Here is a 19,472-nt window from a genome sequence, read left to right as displayed (position 1 = left end):
CGGGGTTGACGGCCTCGGGTCTGACGACCCCGGGGTTGACCGCCTCGGGTCTGACCGCCTCGGGTCTGACCGCCTCAGGGTTGATGGGCCCCGCGCTGAGATGGTCGTGGGCGACGGTCGGTGGGCCGAGACGGTCTGGGGAGGGCACGAGCGCGGCGAGGCGGGCGCTGCGGGCGGGGCGGGCGCGTCCGTGGTGAGGGGAGGCGGGGCGGTGGGTGGTGGGTGGTTGGGCATGGCGGGCCTCACAGGGAGACACCGCGTAGGGACGCGTCGAGGACCTCGGCCGTGTGGGCGACGCGGATCGAGCCGCCCGCCTGCGCCATCGCCGACGCGATCTGCATCGTGCACCCCGGATTGGCCGACACCAGCAGCTCGGCCCCGGTCGACGCCACCGATTTGGCCTTGCGGTCGCCCAGGTCGCGGGCGGCCTCGGGCTGGAAGATGTTGTACGTGCCCGCCGAGCCACAGCAGATCGCCGCGTCCGGCACCTCGCGCACCGACAGGCCCGGGATGGCCGACAGGAGCGCGCGCGGCTCGGCCCGGATGCCCTGGGCGTGGGCGAGGTGGCAGGCGTCGTGGTAGGCGATGGTCAGGGGGAGTGGGTGGCGGGTGGCGACGGGGCCCAGTTCGGCGAGCCATTCGGCCAGGTCGACGGTCCTGATGGCGCGGGCCCTGGCCGCCCAGTCCGGCCGGTCGGCGAGCAGCTCGCCGTACTCCTTCATGGAGGATCCGCAGCCGGCGGCGTTGACGACGACGGTGGTGACGCCGGCGCGTTCGAAGGTGCGGATGGTGCGTCTGGCGAAACGGCGGGCCTGGTCTTCGCGGCCGGAGTGCACGCTGAGGGCCCCGCAGCAGCCCTGGCCGGGCGGGATCACGACCTCGCAGCCCTCCAGCGCGAGCACGCGCGCGGTCGCCGCGTTCACCTGGGGGAAGAACTCGCCCTGTACGCACCCGGTGAGCATGCCGACGACCGCCCGGCGCGGCCCGCGGGCGCGGACGCGACGCGGCAGGCGCTGCCGGCGCGTGACCCGGGGCGCGAGGGCGGCCATGGCGCCGAGGCTCGGGTGCACACGCTCCAGGAAGGGCGCCATCCGCTCAGCCAGCCCGATACCCGGACGCAACAGCCGCAGCCGCCGCGGATAGGGGAACAGGCCGAACACGATCCCCCGCACCGCCCGCTCGCGCGGGTCGCGCACGTACACGCGTTCGACCTCGGCGCGCGTCTGCTCGATCAGCCGGTCGTACTTCACCCCGGACGGGCACGCGGTCACGCACGCCATGCATCCGAGGCACGCGTCGAAATGCCCGGCCATCTCGGGGGTGACCGGTGTGCCGTCGGTGTGCTGCTTCATGAGGTGGATCCGCCCGCGCGGAGAGTCCATCTCCTCGCCCCACAACACGTAGGTCGGGCAGGTCGGCAGGCAGAACCCGCAGTGCACGCAGTCCTTGATCAGCTTCGGGTCCATGCTAGATCCCTCCCACGAACCGGCCGGGGGACATCCTGCGCCCGGGATCGAACCGCTCCTTCACCCGCCGCATCAGCGGCAGCGCGGACACCTCACCCCACCGGTCCATCCGGTACGGCGAAGCCAGCACGCCGACCCGCGCCCCCGCCTCCCGCAGCCCGGCGACCACGGGCCCGAACCCGGCCCCGTCCCCCCAGAGGAAGAACCGGCCGGAGACGGGAGACCCGCGCAGCGCCAGCCCCGTTCCCGCCACAACGGCCAGGACGCCGCCGACCCGGTCGGGCAGGCAACGCACCTCGGCCAGCGACTCACCCTCGCCGGCCTCACCCCACCAGCCGGGCATCGAGGTGGTGTCCTCATCCAGAAGCGTCCGTGCGCGCCGGGCGGCGGCGGCGCCTTCGACGAGGGCGGCCAGCGTGACCGGGCCGGTAGGGTCCGGCCAGTCGAGTTCGACCGCGGCGGGCTCGGCCTGCGCGGCCGCCAGCCGTACCGCGGCCGCCTGGACCTGCGACGGAGCCAAGCGCGCGTGGACCCACGCGCGCTCGGCGGGCAGCGGATGCAGGCGGAAGGTGGCCTCGGCGATCACGCCGAGTGTCCCGAACGAGCCGGTGAAGAGCTTGCCGAGGTCGTAGCCGGCGACGTTCTTGACGACCTTGCCGCCGGACCTGGCGATCGTGCCGTCGGCCAGGACGACGGTGATGCCGATGAGGAGGTCGCGCGGCGTGCCGTACCGGAAGGAGCGGGGGCCGGCGGTCCCGGCGGCGAGCAGTCCGCCGACGGTGGCCTCGTCGCGGAAGGGGCCGTCGTAGACGAGCTCCTGGCCCTGCGTCGCGAGCCGGTCGGCGAGCGCCTCCAGCGTCACCCCGGCCTGCGCGCGGACGACGAGGTCGCCGGCGGCGTGCTCGATGATCTGGTTCATGCAACAGGTGTCGATCAGCACGTCGCAGCGCTCGGGCGGCGCGCCCCAGTCGAGCTTGGTGCCGCCGCCGACGGGCACGGCGGCGAGGTCGGCCTCGGCGCAGGCGCGCAGGAGCGCGGAGATCTCCTCCACGGATTCCGGCAGCGCGACGAAGGCGGGCGTCACGTCGCCCACGGCGTCGAGCGGACCGGCCTCGCGCACGGTGACACCGCTCTTCGCGAGTGCCTCTTCCACCATCAGAACTGCTCCGCCTTCCCCGACTCGACCAGGGGATGCACGCCCTTCCGCACGCCTGGCACCTCGCCGCAGAGCCGCGGCGTGGGAAAGACCTTGCCGGGGTTCGACAGGTTCCCCGGGTCGAAGGCGCAGCGGACGAGTTGCATGGTGTCGAGATCGTCGTCGGAGAACATCCTCGGCATATATCGGGACTTGTCCACCCCGACCCCGTGCTCACCCGTGATCGATCCGCCGTTCTCGATGCACAGATCGAGGATCTTGCCCGACACCGTCTCGGCGCGCTCGCCCGCCCCCGGCTCCGCGTCGTCGAACAGCACCAGCGGATGCAGGTTCCCGTCCCCGGCGTGGAAGACGTTCGCCACCTTGATCCCGTATTCGGCGGAAAGCCGGTCGATGCTCGCCAGCACCGCGGGCAGGCTCGTACGCGGCACCACGCCGTCCTGCACGATGTAGGCCGGGCTGATCCGCCCCACCGCCGCGAACGCCGACTTGCGCCCCCTCCAGATCGCCGCCCGCTCGGCCGGATCGGCCGCCACCCGCAGTTCGAACGCCTGCGCGCAGATCTCCGTGAGCTGCGCGAACTGCCGCTCGACCGCCTCGGCGGGACCGTCCAGCTCCACGATCAGCACCGCGCCCGCCCCCTCGGGGTAGGCGCAGGCCACCGCCGCCTCGGCCGCCTCGATCGACAGCGCGTCCATCATCTCGATGGCCGCCGGAACGATCCCCGCCCCGATGATCGCCGACACGGCCTGGCCGCCCTGCTCGATGCTCGCGAAGGCGGCCAGCACCGTCGTCACCGCCTCAGGGGTACGGCTGAGCCGCACCGTGACCTTGGTGGCGATGCCCAGCGTGCCCTCCGAGCCCACGAACGCCCCGAGCAGGTCGTAACCCGGATCCATCCGGTCAAGGGTGACGATGTCTCCGTCGGGGGTGACGATCTCGCAGGCCTCGACGTGGTTCACGGTGAAGCCGTACTTCAGGCAGTGGGCGCCGCCCGAGTTCTCGGCCACGTTGCCGCCGATGGAGCAGATCTGCTGGCTGGAGGGGTCGGGGGCGTAGTAGTAGCCCTGCCCGCGCACCGCCTCGGTGATCGCCAGGTTGGTGACGCCCGGCTCGACGACGACGCGCCGGTTGGGCAGGTCGATCTCCAGGACGCGCCGCATCTTCGAGGTGACGATGAGCACGCCGTCGGTTCTGGGCAGCGCGCCGCCGGACAGGCCCGTGCCCGATCCCCGGGCGACGAACGGCACGCCGTACCTGTTGCAGAGTTTGACGATCGCGGCGATCTGCGTGGCGGACTCGGCGAGCACCACGACGCCGGGGGTGGCCCGGTGGTAGGTCAGGCCGTCGCACTCGTAGGTGCGCAGGCGTACCGGGTCGGTGATGACCTCGCCCTCACCCGAGGCCACCCCGTGCAGTGCCGTGATGAACTCCGCCAAAGGGGTCATGGCATGCGAGCATAAGCCGGAAGTGTGAGGAACTCCGCGAAATCATCGTCGAGCGCGACCTCCTTGAAGAGCGCCTCGGCCTGGGCGTAGCGCTCGGCGTCGTAGCCGGGCTCCTTCGCGATCTTGGCGAGTTCGTCGGCGATGATCCGCTCGACCAGCTCCTTCGTGACCGTCTCGCCGGTGTCGGCCAGCGCGATGCCGTTGTGGATCCACTGCCAGATCTGCGAACGGGAGATCTCGGCCGTGGCGGCGTCCTCCATGAGGTTGTGGATCGCGACCGCGCCGAGCCCGCCCATCCAGGCGGCCAGGTAGCGCAGGGCGACGTCCACGTTGTTGCGCAGACCGGTCTCGGTGATGCTGCCGGGCGTGGCCGAGACGCTGAGCAGGTCCTCGGCGCTGACCCGCACGTCCTCGCGGGTGCGGTCGAGCTGGTTGGGACGCTCGCCGAGCACGCCGTCGAAGACCTCGCGGCAGATCGGCACCAGGTCGGGGTGGGCCACCCACGAGCCGTCGAAGCCGTCGCCGGACTCGCGGGTCTTGTCCGCGCGCACCTTCTCCAGCGCGACCGCGTTGACCTCGGGGTCGCGGCGGCTCGGGATGAACGCGGCCATGCCGCCGATCGCGTGCGCGCCGCGCTTGTGGCAGGTGCGCACCAGCAGTTCGGTGTACGCGCGCATGAACGGCGCGGTCATCGTCACCGCGTTGCGCTCGGGCAGCAGGAATTCGCGGCCACGCGTGCGGAACTTCTTGATCACGCTGAAGAGGTAGTCCCAGCGGCCCGCGTTGAGACCGGCCGAGTGCTCGCGCAGCTCGTACAGGATCTCCTCCATCTCGAACGCGGCCGGGTACGTCTCGATCAGGACGGTTGCCCGGATCGTGCCCTGGGGGATGCCGAGCGCGTCCTGGGCGTGGACGAAGACGTTGTTCCACAGCCGCGCCTCAAGGTGGGACTCCATCTTCGGCAGGTAGAAGTACGGGCCCTTGCCCTTGTCGAGCTGGCGCCGCGCGCAGTGGAAGAAGTAGAGGCCGAAGTCGAAGAGGGAGGCGGCGACCTCCTGTCCGTCGACCAGGGCGTGCTTCTCGTTGAGGTGCCAGCCGCGCGGGCGGACCACGATCGTGGCCAGCTCGTCGTCGGGCTTGAGCGAGTAGCTCTTGCCGCCGGTCTCGAAGTCGATGGCGCGGTCGAGGGCGTTGCGCAGGTTGAGCTGGCCGGCGACGCAGTTGTCCCACAGCGGCGCGTTGGCGTCCTCGAAGTCGGCCAGCCAGACCTTGGCGCCGGAGTTGAGCGCGTTGATGGTCATCTTCTGGTCGACCGGGCCGGTGATCTCGACGCGGCGGTCCTCAAGGCCGGGGGCGGGCGCGGAGACCTGCCACTCGCCCTCCCTGACCGCCTTCGTCTCGGGCAGGAAGTCAAGCGTGCCGCCGGCCGACAGCTCTGCCTGCCGCGTCTGCCTGGCCTCCAGGAGTTCCAGGCGGCGGGCGTCGAAACGCCGATGGAGCGCCGCCACGAAGTCGAGCGCCTCCGGGGTAAGAACCTCGTCGAATCGGTCGAGCATCGGGCCGGTGATCTCCATGGGCCGAAACCCCTTTCCATGCCGTGGAAAATATGTTCTGGATTATGGAAGTGAAGCTACTTCATGAGGGGTCGAGGGTCAAAGACGGGGGTCGGCTAGGGGGCATCCCGGATGCGGGTCCGGGCCCGGGCCGGGAAGATTTGAGATATGAAAACCATCGTGTTCGCGGGGGCTCTGCTGGCCTCCACGGCCGTCCTCACCGGCTGCGGGCTGGCGAGCATTGGGGGCCCCACCGAGGAGAGCGTCGTCAACTACGACGTCAACGACAAGGTCGCGCTCCTGGATGTCAACTCGGGATCCGGCGACATCGTCATCACCGAGAGTGATCGGTCGGGCATCCGCGTCACGGAAACCCTCCAGTGGCGCAACAACAAGCCACAGGCCGAGCACAAGGTCGAGGGCGACACGCTGCGCGTCACGTACGACTGCAAGGGCGGCTTCGGCTCCTGCAGCGTCAGCTACAAGATCGAAGTGCCCAAGGGCCTGAAGGTCAAGGCCGACGCCGGCTCCGGCACCATCACGCTGCGCAACCTCACCGGAGAGCTCGAAGCCTCCGCCGGCTCCGGCGACATCGAGGCCTCCTCCCTCGGCGGCAAGAAGGTCCTCGCCGACGCGGGTTCCGGCAGCATCGACCTCAAGTACGCCAGCGCGCCGGCCGACGTCAGCCTCGAAGCCGGATCCGGCGACGTCACGCTCACCCTGCCCGGCGGCTCCTACAACGTCAGCACCAACGCCAGCTCCGGAAACTCCAAGGTCGAGGTCACCAACGACCCGAACGCCGCCAACCGCGTGACCATCGAGGCCGGATCGGGGAACATCAACGTCGTACCCGGATAACCAGGTGATGGCGGTGTGGATGTCGTGCCACCATCTGGGGAAGACACCACGGTGTCCGGACGTTCCCTAACAGAGATGACACGAATGCAGAAATACACCACGCTCGACCAGATCGAGACCGGCGAGATGGACCTCGAAGAGCGCCACGCGCTCCGCCGCGTAGCGGGCCTTTCCACCGAACTCCAGGACGTCACCGAGGTCGAATACCGCCAGCTCCGTCTCGAGCGGGTGGTCCTCGTGGGCGTCTGGACCTCCGGTTCGTCGAGCGATGCCGAAAACTCCCTGCTGGAGCTCAAGCTTCTGGCCGAAACCGCGGGATCCGAGGTGCTCGAGGGCCTCATCCAGCGGCGGCAGAAGCCTGACCCGGCAACCTACATCGGCTCCGGCAAGGCGCTGGAGCTGCGCGACATCGTCGACGCCTCCGGCGCGGACACGGTGATCTGCGACGGCGAGCTGACCCCGGCCCAGCTGCGCGAGCTCGAAGAGGTCGTCAAGGTGAAGGTCGTCGACCGGACGATGCTGATCCTGGACATCTTCGCCCAGCACGCGCAGAGCCGGGAGGGCAAGGCCCAGGTCGAGCTCGCCCAGTTGCAGTACCTCATGCCGCGCCTGCGTGGCTGGGGTGGCAACCTGTCCCGTCAGGTCGGCGGCCGTTCCTCCAACGGCGTCGGCGTCGGCGGTCGCGGACCCGGTGAGACGAAGATCGAGCTCGACCGCCGGCGCATCCGCGAGCGGATGTCGAAGCTGCGCAAGCAGATCTCCGGCATGTCCACCTCGCGCGAGGTCATGCGCCACCAGCGCCAGCGCCGCGAGGTGCCGGCCGTGGCCATCGCCGGCTACACCAACGCGGGCAAGTCCTCGCTGCTCAACCGCATCACCGGTGCGGGCGTGCTGGTCGAGGACGCGCTGTTCGCCACCCTGGACCCGACCGTGCGCAGGTCGCGCACGCCGGACGGGCGGCTGTTCACGATCGCCGACACCGTCGGGTTCGTGCGCCACCTGCCGCACCAGCTGGTGGAGGCGTTCCGGTCCACGCTGGAGGAGGTCGCCGACGCGGACCTGATCCTCCATGTCGTGGACGGCTCGCACCCCGACCCCGAAGGGCAGATCGCGGCGGTTCGCGAGGTCTTCTCCACCATCGAGGGCGCGCTCGACGTGGCCGAGGTCGTGGTGATCAACAAGGCCGACGCCGCCGACCAGGAAGTGATCGACCGCATCACGCGGCGCGAGCGCAACAGCATCGTCGTCTCCGCGCGGACCGGCGCGGGCCTGCCCGAGCTCATGGAGCTCATCGAACGGCAGCTGCCCCGCCTGGACCACGAGGTGCGCCTGCTGGTCCCCTACGACAGGGGTGACCTGGTCTCGCGGGCCCACGAGGAGGGCGAGGTCGTCTCCGTCGAGCACGTCGAGGACGGCACGATCCTGCACGCGTGGGTGCTGTCGAGCCTGTTCCACGAGCTGGAGAAGGTCGCCAAGCCGGTCGAACGGGTCTGATCTCCATTTTCATCTGTACGGCTATCGCTATCTCGATTGGGTGAATGCCCAGCGTATGGCGGTAGCCGTACATCTTAAATCCTGACAAATGCGACAGTGGCCTTGATGTGCCTGGGATTGCTACCATTGGCCAAGCCTCAGGACAGCAAAGGGCACGGGTTGCGGATGATGGCTGCTGCGGGACGAGACGCATGCAGGGGGCGCTGTGACGATTGTGATTTCTTCCGAATAACCCTGTACAGTCGGCCGACCTGTGAAATAACGTAACTGAACTGAAATCGCCGGATCATGCGTCCGGCGATACGGTCACCGCACATCATTGGCGGATGAGAGCAGGAGACCCCATGTCGTCCGGACCCGGACTGGACTCAGTGGGCGCGGCGGGAGCCGTGCGCTCTGTTTCGCGTCCGTGCGTGGCGGTGATGCGGTGACCGTTCGCCTGCTGACCAACATCGGCCGCCTCTGGACCGGCAACGAGGTCCTGAGCAACGCGGCCATCCTCGTGCACAACGACCGCATCGCCTGGGTCGGCCGCGCGCCGGACCTGCCGCAGAGCGTGCCCGGCGTCGTCGACGACATCGTCGACGTCGACCACGTGGAGAACCTCGGCGGCGCCCTCGTCACTCCCGGCCTCATCGACGCGCACACCCACCCCGTCTACGCCGGCAACCGCTACGCCGAACTGGCCATCCGCACCGGCGGCTCCACCTCCTCGGCGATCACCGCCGCGGGCGGCGGCGTGGGCTCCACCGTCACCGTGACCCGCGGCACCGACCCGTGGACCCTCTGCAACGGCGTGCGCGAGCGTCTTCGCTCCTGGCTGCTCAGCGGCACGACCACCGTCGAGGCCAAGACCGGCTACCACCTCACGCGCGACGGCGAACTCGCCGACGTGCGGCTCCTGCGCGAGCTGGAGAAGGAGCCGATGATGCCGCGGGTGCACGTCACCTTCCTCGCGGCCCACGTCGTTCCGCCCGAGTACTTCGGCCGCCAGCGCGAATACGTCGAGGCCGTGGGCGCCTGGTGTGCCGACGCGGCCGCCGCCGGAGCCGACAGTGTCGACGTCTACTGCGACGAAGGCCACTTCACCACCGAGGAATCCCGCTGGGTCCTCGCCTCCGGCCGCAACGTCGGCCTGCTGCCGCGCATCCACGCCGGCCTGTTCAGCCGCCGCGGCGCCGTCCAGTTGGCCGCCGAACTCGGCTGCGCCTCCGCCGACGGACTCCACCACACCTCCGACGAGGACCTCGCCATCCTCTCCCGGTACGGCGTGCCCGCCGTCGTCTGCCCGGCCACCGCGCTCCAGCGTGGCAACCTTCCGCCGGTGCGCAAGATGATCAAGCACGGCGTGATCGTCGCCCTCGGCAGCGACCACAACCCCGGCTACTGCGGCATCACCTCGATGTCCCAGGTCATCGCGATGGCCGTCGCCGCCTTCGGCATGAGCGTCAACGACGCCCTGCGCGCCGCGACGCTCGGTGGCGCCACCGTCCTGGGCGCGCCCGACCGCGGTGTGCTCGCTCCCGGCCGCCTGGCCGACATCGTCCAGTGGGACGCCGACCACGAGGGCGCCTTCGCCTGGTCCTTCGGACTCAAGCCGCGCCGCGTCTGGCGGGGTGGCACCCCCGTTCAGTAGCTAATCTCGGGGTATGCCGCCTTCGGTCGCCGTTGTCACGGACTCCACCGCCTACCTGCCCGCCGTCGAAGGCGTTACGATCGTCCCCCTTTCGGTGCTCGTGGGTGGAACAGCCCACGACGAACCCGGCTTCACCGGCGACCTCGCCACGGTCACGACCTCGCAGCCGTCCCCTTCACGGTTCGCCGCCTGCTACCGCACGCTCGCGGCGGCCGGCCATACCGCGATCGTCTCCATCCACCTGTCCGCCGAACTGTCCGGAACCGTCGGCGCCGCCGAACTGGCCGCCTCGTCCGCCGGGTTACCGGTCGAGGTCGTGGACAGCCGGTCACTCGCCATGGGCCTCGGATACCCGGTCCTGGCCGCCGCCCGCGCCGCCGCCCAGGGCGCCCCGCTCGCCACGGTGGCCGAAGCCGCCCGCACCAGCGCCGCCGCCACCCGCACGTTCTTCTACGTCGACACCCTCGACCAACTCCACCGCAGCGGCCGGGTCAGCGCCGCCGCCACCCTGTTCGGCTCGGCCCTCATGATCAAACCCCTGCTCCACATCAAGGACGGCACCATCCAGCCCCTGGAAAAGGTCCGCACGGCTACCCGGGCGGTGGCCCGCATGGAAGATCTGGCCGTGGAGGCCGCCTCCTCGTCACCGGTGGACCTGGCAGTCCAGCACCTGTCCGCCCCCGACCGAGCCCACGCCCTGGCCGACCGCCTCCGCAAACGCCTGCCGGGACTGCGCGAACTCACCTTGGTGGAGGTAGGCGCCGTCGTGGGTGCCCACGTAGGCCCCGGCATGCTCGGCATCACCCTGACCCCCGCCTAACTTCCAGACCCCAGGCCCCGACGACCCGTCCGCCGACCTGTCCGCCGTCCCGGCGCCTTCGCCTGCGCCCGGTCTGCCGTCCCGCTGCCTTGGCCAGTAACCCGGCTGTTCCGCGCCTCGCCCGACGGCTCGTCTGCGCGGTGCCCTTGGGGGACGCGCGTCTACCCGTCAGCGGCGATCCGGCCTGCGCTTGGTTCTCTGCCGTCCCGCTGCCTTGCCTGCGATGGTCTGTCGTCTCGCCGCCCTGGCCTGCAACCTCGTCTGTCGTCCCGCTGGCCGTGCCTACAACCCCGGTCTGTCGTCCAAGTGCTTTGGCCAGTTACTCGTCTGTCCCCGCGTCCTTGACCAGTGGCTCGTCTGCCCAGGTGCCCTTGTGGGGTCCTTGGGCGTCTGAACCCTGCACGACCGGCGGTTTCCGGGGGTGTCAGCGCCCCGTGCGGTTGGCCACGATGGTCTGGACGGCGCGTTCGAGCGCGTAGCCCGGGTCGGCGCCGCCGCCCTTGACCTGCTCGTCGGCCACCGCAACCGCCTGGAGCGCCCGTGACAACCCCTCCGGCCCCCAGCCGTTGAGCTGGCGGCGTACCCGATCGACCTTCCACGGCGGCATCCCCAGGTGGCCGGCCAGCTGACCGCCGCGAAGGTTGCGGGGCGCCCCGCCCACCTTGGCCAGCGACCGCAGGCCGCCCGCCATCGCGCTGACCAGCAGCACCGGCGCCACGCCCGTGCCCAGAGCCCAGCGCAACTGCTCCAGCGCGTCCCCCAGCCGCCCCTCCACGGCCGAGTCCGCCACGTTGAACCCGGTGACCTCAGCCCGCCCCTTGTGATAGCGCGCGACCGCCGCCAGGGTGATGGTCTTCTCCTGCGTGTCGAACGCCAGCTGACTACACGCGGCAGCCAGTTCACGAAGATCGTTGCCCACGGCCTCAAGGAGTGCCTGCGCCGCGTCACCGGCGATGGCGCGCTTCGCCCGTTTCACCTCGGTCTTGATGAAGTCGAGCCGTTCGGCGGGCTTGGTGAGCTTGCTGACGGTGACAACGTTCACCCGAGCCTTCTTCAGCCCGTCGACCAGTGCCTTCCCCTTGACCCCGCCCGGATGCATCAGCACCAGCACCGTGTCATCGGAAGGCCGCCCCGCATAGGCCAGAACCTCGGCGATCACATCCTTGCCCAGATCCTGCGCCGACCGGATCACCACCACCGACCGGTCCCCGAACAAGGACGGTGAGGCCAGCTGCGTCAGCTCTCCCTGCGCCACCTTGGACCCGACCAGATCGTGCACCTCCGCCCCGGCATCGGCAGCACGCGCGATGGCGACAACCTCGCCAACGGCCCGCTCAGCCAGCAGCTCCTCGTCGCCTACGACCAGGGTTACGAGTGGTGGATCGGTTGCGGCCATGTCGAGCAGCATGCCACGTCCCAACGACAACCCGTAACTCAATCCACCACCCACCAGATCGACGCGCCACCCCACCCCCACCCACAGCCAAGCCCGAGGACACCGCGCACGGCACCCGAACCGCCTGGGGCCGCGAGCGATGTCCCGGCCGAGCCGAGTGATGTCCCACCGCGCGACGTGGGGTTTCGGCCCGCACGCGGTACGCGGTTCCGAGCCGTGAAGGCCCACGCGGCCACATGCGCGCACGGGCGTGGTTGCGGATCAAGGGAGCAGAGGCGGCCACATGCGCGCACGGCGTGGTTGCGGATCAAGGGAGAGCATGGGTGGCCACATGCGACGCACGGGCTCGGTTGCGGATCAAAAGGGAGTATGGGTTGCCACATGCGCGTACGAACGTGGTTGCAGATCAGGGAAGAGCATGGGTGGTCATGGGGCACGGGCGGGGGGTATGCGGGCTGGACGGAGTGGGGGACGGGCGGTGGGGTTAGTTGCGGGAGGTGATGGCGAGAGTGGCGTTGTGGTCGGTTATGGCTAGGTCGCCGGACTGGTCGGTTCGGTAGACGCGGGTGCCGGAGCGGTGGAGGAGGGCCAGTGTCGCCGGTGCGGGGTGGCCGTAGGTGTTGTCGGAGCCGACGCTGATCAGGGCTGCTCGGGCGCCGACCGCGGAGATGAAGGCGGGGTCCTGGCGGGCGGAGCCGTGGTGGGGGACCTTCAGGATGTCGGCGGCGGGGGAGGCGGTTCGCAGGAGGTCGGCCTGGGCTTCGGTTTCTATGTCGCCGCTCAGGAGGATGGAGCCCGCGTGCCAGCGGACGCGGAGTACGACGCTGGTGTTGTTGATCTCGCTGCCTTGGGTTCCGATGTGTGCGGTTGAGGGTGTCGCGGGCGGGGCCAGGACGGTGAGTTCGGAGGGGCCGAAGGTCCATTGGGTGCCGGGCGTGGCTGTCCATTGGGGGATGTGGTGGGTTGCGAAGGTTCGGGTGATGGGGGCGGGGGTGGCGGAGTGGTTGGTCAGTAGGGCGGCGCCTATGCGGCGGTTCTTCAGGACTCCGGTCAGGCCGCCGGTGTGGTCGGCATGCGGGTGAGTCAGGATGATCAGCGGGATCTCGCGGATGCCCAGGTCGCGTAGGCAGCGGTCCATGGGGGTTGGGTCGGGGCCGGTGTCCACGACCACTGCTCTGCCTGGGCCTGCGGCGATGGCCATGCCGTCGCCCTGACCCACGTCGCACATCACCATGAGCCATCGGCGCGGGGGCCACGGGGACAGGGCGGGTGGGAGGACTATGGCGGCGACCAGGATGCCCGCCAGCACGGCCAGGGTGACGGCTCGGCATCGCGGGTGACGGAGCAGGGGTACGGCGACCGCCACTGCCATAGCCAGGAGTGCCAGGCCGAGCAGGCCGCCTGGCCAGGGGATGGTGGCGAACGGCAGGCCCGCCGCCCACTGTGCGACGGTGATGATCCAGCCCACGGCGTATCCGGCCGGGATCAGCAGGATCTGTGCCGCCTCGACGCTGATCGGGGCCACGACGGATGCGGCGAAACCCAGGAGCGTCGCCGGGGCCACTGCGGGGCCGGCCAGGAGATTGGCGATCACCGCGACCGGGGTGACCTGGCCGGACATCAGGACCAGCACGGGTGTCACGGCGAACTGCGCGGCGGCCGGTACCGCGATCGCCTCCGCCAGCCACCTGGGCATTGCCCGCCGCGGCCTGAGGAGGCTTGTTGCCGCCTGGGCCACGGAAGATCTTGGTCGTGGGTGGTGTCGCTCGTGTGTGCTGCGGGTCTGGGGGGCCTCCGTGGTGAGGGCGAGGGACGCGGCTGGACGTGCGGTGAGGGGTCGTGAGGTGCCGATCGGCTCTGTGGCGGTGGGCTCTGTGATGGTGGGGTGCGCGGCAACGGGCGCCGTGGTGTTGGGACGTGGGGTCGTGGGCTCTGTGATGGTGAGGTGCGCGGCAACGGGCGCCGTGGTGTTGGGACGTGGGGTGGTGAGCTCTGTGATGGTGGGGTGCGCGGCGACGGGTCCTGTGGTGGTCGGGTGCGCGCGTGCTTGGTGCGTGGAGTTGTCTGCTTGTGAGTGGCCTTTGCCGCCGGGGCCTGTGGGTGTGCTTCCTCGGGTGGCGTGTTGGGGGAGGGCAGACGAGGGTCGCACTGGGGCGACGGTAGGAGAGCGGCGGACCGGGCTTGGGGTGGGGGTAGGGGACGGATGGGCCGGGGCGGGGGTTGGTGGGGTTGGTGGGTGATGGGGTGGGGGCTGGGTTAGGTGGTCGCGCCATTTGGGGGCCAGGAGGAGGATGCCGGCGGTGGCGGTTACGGAGAGGGCGAAGCCGTAGGAGCGGGCCAGGTCTGGGGAGAAGAGGATCAGGAAGAGGACGGAGATCGACAGGGCGGCCATGCCGTGGCGGGGGCGGCCCGTGGCCAGGGCCAGTGCGGCTGCCAGGCCCATTGCCAGGGCGCGGAGGACGCTGGGGGAGGGTCGGGCCACTACTGCGAAGGCGACCATGGCGGTTGCGGCCAGGATCGCTCTCACGGGTAGGGGGAGGCCTGTCAGGCGGGACAGGGCCAGGGCCGCGCCGGCGATGATGGCGAGGTTGGCGCCGGATACGGCGGTCAGGTGGGTGAGGCCCGCTTCTTTGAAGTCGGCGGTTACCTGGGGGTCCATGCGGGAGGTGTCGCCCACTACCAGGGCGGGGAGCAGGCCGCGTTGGTCTTCGGGGAAGGGGTCGGCGGCTGCTCTCAGGCCGGAGCGCAGGGCTCCGGCTGCGGTTTGGATTGTTGAGGGGGTGCCCAGTTGCCGAGGAACCCCTTGTACCAGCAGGAGGGCGGCTGTTAGGTCGGCCGGGTCGGCGGGGGCGAGTTTGGCGGTGATCCTCAGGCGTTGGCTGGGGAGGAGGGTTCGCCAGTGTGGGCCGGTGGCGAAGAGGGTTACCGGGGTGCTCAGGGTTAGGTGGGTTGTGGGGGTTTGGAGAAGTTCTAGGCGGGCTTCTGCCACGACGCTTTCGCCGGGGAAGCGGGGGTTCTTTCGGGTTCGGGGGTCGTTGGTGAGGACTACCTCGGCTGTTGCGGTTATGCCTTTTCTGGCTAGGTCTGGGATGGGGCCGGTGGATACCGCGTGGGTGTGGAAGGCCACGGTGGCGGCTGACGCCGCGGTGCAGGCGGCTACGGCCACTGCGGTTCCTCGCCAGGGGGGTGTGGCGTAGAGCGTGGCGGTGGCCAGCGCGGCTGCTGCCGCGCAAATGAAGCCGACCTCTGCCGGAGCGCCCAGGAGGATCAGGGCGGTGGCCCAGGTGGCCAGGGCGGGGAAGACGGTCGGGCTATACGCGGACTCGGTCTCTGAGCTCTTCATACTTGCGCGGGCCTATGCCTGTCACCTCCTTGAGCTGGTCGATGCTGGTGAAGCCGCCGTGTGTGTCGCGGAACTCGGCTATGCGGGAGGCCAGGACCTCGCCTACGCCCGGTAACTGCTCCAGTTGGATGGGGGTGGCGGTGTTGAGGTCGACGATCGACGCCGTGGGGTCAGAGGCCAGAGCCGCTGCTGCCTCGGGGGTGCCTACGGCTATCTGTTCGCCGTCTATCAGGCGGCGGGCCAGGTTCAGGGGGCTTGGGTCGGTGCCTCTTCGCAGGCCCCCGGCGGCGGTCAGGGCGTCGGTGACGCGGGAGCCGGTGGGGAGGCGGTAGACGCCTGGGGTCCGTACTTTGCCGGTGACGTGGATGGTCACCGAGGCGGTCGGGCGTGGGGTGGTCGCTGCCGGAGGTGGTGGGAGCGGGGCGGGGGCGGGGGCCGAGCGCCAGAAGGTGAACGCGGCTACCGCTGCTGCCAGGACACCTATGGCTATGAGGACGCGTACGCCTGTGCGGGTGGGGGCTTGGGCGGCTACTGCTGCGCGGAATGCCTGGAAGGTGGGTGGAAGGTTGGGGGTGCGCTCGCCTGTCCCGGGATGGGTGATCGATCGCAGCCTCGCCTCGGCGATGGCTTGCTCGCTGGTGGGATCGGGGGAGCGCACGGCAGTGACGGTACGGCGGGGCGGGGTGAGGGGGATGGGGCGAACGGGGTTCTGGGGATAAGGCGGGGCTGTGGACAACGCGGCCCATGGGGCTGGTGGGGGTAGGCGCGGGCCGGGTGGTGAAGGGCCGGTGTGGCCAGGCGCGCGGGTGAGCGTGGGCCGCGTGGGTGAAGGGCGGGTGGGGGTGAACGCGGATGGGGGTGGAGGCAGGTGCGGGCTGGGCGTGGAGGGCGGGCGGAGGTGAAGGCGGGCGGAGGTGAAGGCGGGTGGGGGTGAAGGCGGGTGGGGGTGAAGGCGGGTGGGGGTGAACGCGGGTGGGCGTGAAGGGCGGGTGGGGTGGGGGTTAGCGGGGGGATTCGACGGTGTGGAGGAGCTGTTTCAGCAGGGCGTCCAGCGTCACCCGATCCTCAAGCGGAAGCGCCGAGATCATCCCCGACTCCACCTCCGCCCGAATCTCCATCGCCTCGGTCCACAACTCGCGCCCCCGCTCGGTCAGCTCGACATCCACCCGCCGCCGGTCACCAGTGCTCCGCACCCTCCGGATAAGCCCCGACCGTTCGAGCGTGTCGAGCCGGCCCGTCATCCCCGCCGGTGAAAGCAGCAGCTCCGCCGCCAGCACAGAAGGCGTGGCGCTCCCCGAATGCGCCGCCAGCCGGTGCAGCGTCTCGAACTCGAAGTCCTGCATGCCCACCTCGGCCAGCGCCGCCGCCTTCGTCTGGTGGAGGTGTTTGACCAGCATCTGCATCCGGGTCACCACTCCCTCGACGAGCTCGTCGTAGGGAGCCTTGCCGCGCCAGCGGGCCAGGTGACGGTCGACGGAGTCTTCCACGATCGGATCATACGCCACTAAGTATTTTGTTGACGAAACATTCGTCAGCGAAATACCATCCGAATCCATGACGAACCGCCTGCTGGCCGGGCGCGCGCTGTCCGCCCTCGCCACCGCTTTGATCCCCACCACCCTCACCCTCGCCGTCCTGCGCACCACCGGCTCCGGCGCCGACCTCGGGCTGGTGCTGGCCGCCGAACTCGTCCCGCTGCTGCTGTTCCTGCCGATCGGCGGGGTGCTCGCCGACCGCATGAGGCCGGAGCGGGTGGCGCTGGCCGCGGATCTGGCCCGGTGTCTCACGCAGGTCGGCATCGGTGCCGAGTTGCTGCTCGGCGTGAACCGGATCCTCGATCTGGCCATACTCTCGGCCGCGGCGGGGGTGGCGATCGCGTTCGGGATGCCGGCCGTACCCCGGCTGGTGGCCGCGGTCGTGCCCGAGCGGGACCGGCTGCGGGTCAACGCGCGCATAGGAGTGGCGACGAGCCTGTCGGCGGTGGCGGCGCCCGCGCTCGCGGGCGGGGTGGTGCTCGTGGCGGGCCCCGGCTGGGCGGCGCTGCTGACCGGGCTGCTGTTCGCGTGCTCGGCCCTCACCCTCGGCTCAGTCCGTACGGCGAGCCCGCCCCACCCCGCCCATCGCCGCACCTTCGGCGCCGACCTGCGCGAGGGCTGGCAGGAGGTCAGGCGGCGCCCCTGGTTCCTGACCAGCGTGCTCGGCCACGGCGTCTGGCACTTCGCCGCGGGACTGTTCCTGACCCTGGGCCCGCTGGCCGTCACGGGCCTGGCCGGTGAGGCCGGATGGGTGCTGATCGTGCAGTGCGGCACCGTCGGCCTGGTCGCCGGCGTGTTCGCCGCCCCCAGGCTGCCCATCCGCCGCCCGCTGGTGGTGGTCCAGGTGAGCGCGGCCCTGTACGTGCTGCCGATGGCCGCGCTGGCGTTCGCCGCCCCGGTCTGGGTGCTGGCGGGGGCCTATCTGGTGGCGATGTTCGGGCTGGGCCTGCTGAGCCCGCTGTGGGAGACGGTGGTGGCCGGGGAGATCCCGCAGGCGGCGCTGGGGCGGGTGCGGTCGTTCGACCAGCTGATCTCGTTCGCGTCGCGGCCGTTCGGGCTGGCCGTGGCGGTGCCGCTGGCGGGATTGACCGGCGGCACGGGGCTGCTGCTGGTGGCGGGGGTGCTGGTGATGGCGGCCAACCTCGCCGCTCTGGTCAGGACTCCTGCAGCAGCGCCGCTTCCCGAACCACACCGTCGCTGATCTCCAGCACCCGGTCGGCCAGCGTGATCAGGCTCGGGTCGTGGGTGGCGACCAGCGCCGTCACGCCCTCGCTGCGTACCAGCGCCCGGATGAGCTGCATGATCTGGCGGCCGGTCTGGGAGTCGAGCTGGCCGGTCGGCTCGTCGGCGATGAGCAGCCTCGGCCGGTTGGCCAGCGAGCGCGCGATCGCGACGCGCTGGCGCTGGCCGCCGGACAGTTCGTAGGGTCGCTGGTTGACGTGTTGTTCGAGGCCGACGAGGGCCAGCAGCATGCGTACCCGCTTCTCGCGCTCGTCCACGGGCGTGCGCGCCAGGCGCATGGGCACGCCGACGTTCTCGGCGGCCGACAGCACCGGGATGAGGCCGAAGGACTGGAAGACGAAGCCGACGGTGTCGCGCCGCAGCGCCAGCAGGGCGTCCTCGCTCATCGCGGTGACCTCCTCGCCCGCCACGACGACCCGGCCGGCGTCGGGACGGTCCAGGCCGCCGATCTGGTTCAGGAGCGTGGTCTTGCCGGAGCCCGACCGGCCGCGGATGGCGATCAGCTCGCCCGGGAAGGCCTGGAAGGACACCTCGCGCAGCGCCACGACCTCCTTGGGGCCCGTCCGGTAGACCTTGCGCAGCCCGTCGACGACGACCAGGGGCTCACTCACCGTTGTTCTCCTCTCGCGCGGGCCATACGCCGATGTGGTCGGACTCGAGTTCGAGCCGTACGCGCCGCTCCAGCTCCAGGGCGTTCATGAAGTCGCGGGGCAACTGGAGGCGGCCGACACGGTCGAGGACGGCGTACTCCTCGGCGACGATCTGACCCTCGGCGCCCTCGCGGCGCAGCGTCTCGCTGGAGGTGCGGCCGTCGCGGATGCCGATCGTGCGGTCCACCTGCTCGGAGACGAGCGGGTCGTGGGTGACGATGACGACGGTGACGCCGAGCTCGCGGTTGGCCTTGCGCAGCGCGTGGAAGACCTCCTCGGAGGTGTCGCTGTCGAGCTCGCCGGTGGGCTCGTCGGCGAGGATGAGCTGCGGGGAGTTGGCCAGCGCCACGGCGATGGCGACGCGCTGCTGCTCGCCGCCGGACATCTCGGACGGCCGGCGGTCGGCGCAGTAGTCGACCCCGAGCAGCGTCAGCAGCTCGGCGGACCGGCCCTTGCGCGCCTTTCCGGCCAGCTTCATGGGCAGCTCGACGTTCTCCCGGGCGGTCAGGTACGGCAGCAGGTTGCGCGCCGTCTGCTGCCAGATGAAGCCGACGACCTCGCGCCGGTAGCGCAGCCGGTCCTTGGCGGCCATGGACAGCAGGTCGGTGCCGGCCACCTTGGCCAGGCCCGCCGTGGGGACGTCGAGGCCGGACAGGACGTTCAGCAGAGTCGACTTGCCGGAGCCGGAGGCGCCGACGATGGCGACCAGTTCGCCCTTCTGCACGAGCAGGTCCAGGCCCTGCAGGGCGACGACCTCCACACCCTCGGTCTTGTAGATGCGGACGAGGTTGTCACAGACGATGTGCGCGTCACCGCCGAAGGCGGCCTTCTCCTGGCTCGCCTGTGCTTCCAGCTCGGACAGGGTCGGGTTCACG

Annotated in this window: 15 protein-coding genes and 1 pseudogene; 5 read left to right on the top strand and 11 right to left on the bottom strand. The window is 70.5% G+C overall.

The annotated features are described in order from the left end of the window. Nucleotides 1–242: 242 nt before the first annotated feature. The 4 genes from ACIBKY_RS19105 to aceB are packed head-to-tail and all read right to left on the bottom strand — an operon-like array spanning nt 243 to nt 5,644. Entirely contained in the window at nt 243–1,466 is a 1,224-nt protein-coding gene (locus ACIBKY_RS19105) for a (Fe-S)-binding protein (RefSeq protein WP_397097973.1), read from the bottom strand. Nucleotide 1,467: 1 nt separating this feature from the next. Beyond that, nucleotides 1,468–2,622, bottom strand: coding sequence for an FAD-binding oxidoreductase (locus ACIBKY_RS19100; RefSeq protein ID WP_397097972.1), 1,155 nt, complete (start codon nt 2,620–2,622; stop codon nt 1,468–1,470). Further along, entirely contained in the window at nt 2,622–4,070 is a 1,449-nt protein-coding gene (locus ACIBKY_RS19095; RefSeq protein WP_397097971.1) for an FAD-binding oxidoreductase, read from the bottom strand. Before ACIBKY_RS19095 ends, ACIBKY_RS19100 begins: the two co-directional genes overlap by 1 nt. Beyond that, nucleotides 4,067–5,644 (bottom strand): malate synthase A, encoded by a 1,578-nt coding sequence (gene aceB / locus ACIBKY_RS19090; RefSeq protein ID WP_397097970.1) that lies wholly within the window; start codon nt 5,642–5,644, stop codon nt 4,067–4,069. The genes ACIBKY_RS19095 and aceB overlap by 4 nt, the downstream gene beginning before the upstream one ends. Before the next feature lie 147 nt (nt 5,645–5,791). Here aceB and ACIBKY_RS19085 point away from each other — a divergent pair, with 147 nt between their 5' ends. The 4 genes from ACIBKY_RS19085 to ACIBKY_RS19070 all read left to right on the top strand — a co-directional run bounded on the left by ACIBKY_RS19085 (nt 5,792) and on the right by ACIBKY_RS19070 (nt 10,431). Continuing rightward, nucleotides 5,792–6,481, top strand: a complete 690-nt coding sequence (locus ACIBKY_RS19085; protein WP_397097969.1) for a DUF4097 family beta strand repeat-containing protein — start codon at nt 5,792–5,794, stop codon at nt 6,479–6,481. A gap of 84 nt (nt 6,482–6,565) precedes the next feature. Then, nucleotides 6,566–7,975, top strand: coding sequence for a GTPase HflX (gene hflX / locus ACIBKY_RS19080; RefSeq protein ID WP_397098414.1), 1,410 nt, complete (start codon nt 6,566–6,568; stop codon nt 7,973–7,975). 427 nt (nt 7,976–8,402) lie between these two features. After that, entirely contained in the window at nt 8,403–9,611 is a 1,209-nt protein-coding gene (gene hutI, locus ACIBKY_RS19075; protein WP_184966660.1) for an imidazolonepropionase, read from the top strand. 13 nt (nt 9,612–9,624) lie between these two features. Next, nucleotides 9,625–10,431 carry a DegV family protein gene (locus tag ACIBKY_RS19070; protein WP_397097968.1) on the top strand — a complete coding sequence of 269 codons (807 nt, stop codon included), beginning with the start codon at nt 9,625–9,627 and terminating at the stop codon, nt 10,429–10,431. Nucleotides 10,432–10,855: 424 nt separating this feature from the next. On the opposite strand, the gene holA is transcribed toward ACIBKY_RS19070, so the two are convergent. The 5 genes and pseudogenes from holA to ACIBKY_RS19045 all read right to left on the bottom strand — a co-directional run bounded on the left by holA (nt 10,856) and on the right by ACIBKY_RS19045 (nt 16,657). Then, nucleotides 10,856–11,839, bottom strand: a complete 984-nt coding sequence (gene holA, locus ACIBKY_RS19065) for a DNA polymerase III subunit delta (RefSeq protein WP_379634148.1) — start codon at nt 11,837–11,839, stop codon at nt 10,856–10,858. A 472-nt stretch (nt 11,840–12,311) separates the two neighbouring features. Next, on the bottom strand, nt 12,312–13,523 hold the full coding sequence (locus ACIBKY_RS19060) for a ComEC/Rec2 family competence protein (protein WP_397098412.1): 1,212 nt from the start codon (nt 13,521–13,523) through the stop codon (nt 12,312–12,314). A 561-nt stretch (nt 13,524–14,084) separates the two neighbouring features. Continuing rightward, nucleotides 14,085–15,170: pseudogene (locus tag ACIBKY_RS19055) on the bottom strand (ComEC/Rec2 family competence protein); the annotation flags it as partial. Further along, nucleotides 15,139–15,828, bottom strand: coding sequence for a helix-hairpin-helix domain-containing protein (locus ACIBKY_RS19050; RefSeq protein ID WP_397097967.1), 690 nt, complete (start codon nt 15,826–15,828; stop codon nt 15,139–15,141). The gene ACIBKY_RS19050 and the pseudogene ACIBKY_RS19055, both read right to left, overlap by 32 nt. A 343-nt stretch (nt 15,829–16,171) precedes the next feature. After that, nucleotides 16,172–16,657 carry a MarR family winged helix-turn-helix transcriptional regulator gene (locus ACIBKY_RS19045; protein ID WP_397097966.1) on the bottom strand — a complete coding sequence of 162 codons (486 nt, stop codon included), beginning with the start codon at nt 16,655–16,657 and terminating at the stop codon, nt 16,172–16,174. Nucleotides 16,658–16,724: 67 nt separating this feature from the next. Between ACIBKY_RS19045 and ACIBKY_RS19040 the strand changes: the two genes are divergently transcribed. Then, on the top strand, nt 16,725–17,906 hold the full coding sequence (locus tag ACIBKY_RS19040; RefSeq protein ID WP_397097965.1) for an MFS transporter: 1,182 nt from the start codon (nt 16,725–16,727) through the stop codon (nt 17,904–17,906). Here the strand turns inward: ACIBKY_RS19040 and ACIBKY_RS19035 are convergent. Then, complete coding sequence (locus ACIBKY_RS19035) at nt 17,860–18,558, bottom strand: ABC transporter ATP-binding protein (RefSeq protein WP_397097964.1); 699 nt, start codon at nt 18,556–18,558, stop codon at nt 17,860–17,862. The two genes, ACIBKY_RS19040 and ACIBKY_RS19035, sit on opposite strands and share 47 nt — an antisense overlap. Beyond that, nucleotides 18,551–19,471 carry an ABC transporter ATP-binding protein gene (locus ACIBKY_RS19030; RefSeq protein ID WP_397097963.1) on the bottom strand — a complete coding sequence of 307 codons (921 nt, stop codon included), beginning with the start codon at nt 19,469–19,471 and terminating at the stop codon, nt 18,551–18,553. The genes ACIBKY_RS19035 and ACIBKY_RS19030 overlap by 8 nt, the downstream gene beginning before the upstream one ends. Nucleotide 19,472: the final 1 nt, after the last annotated feature.

It is taken from the genome of Nonomuraea sp. NPDC050394 (assembly GCF_044459065.1).
Classification (GTDB): domain Bacteria; phylum Actinomycetota; class Actinomycetes; order Streptosporangiales; family Streptosporangiaceae; genus Nonomuraea.
This window is presented reverse-complemented; position numbering and strand designations above follow the sequence as displayed.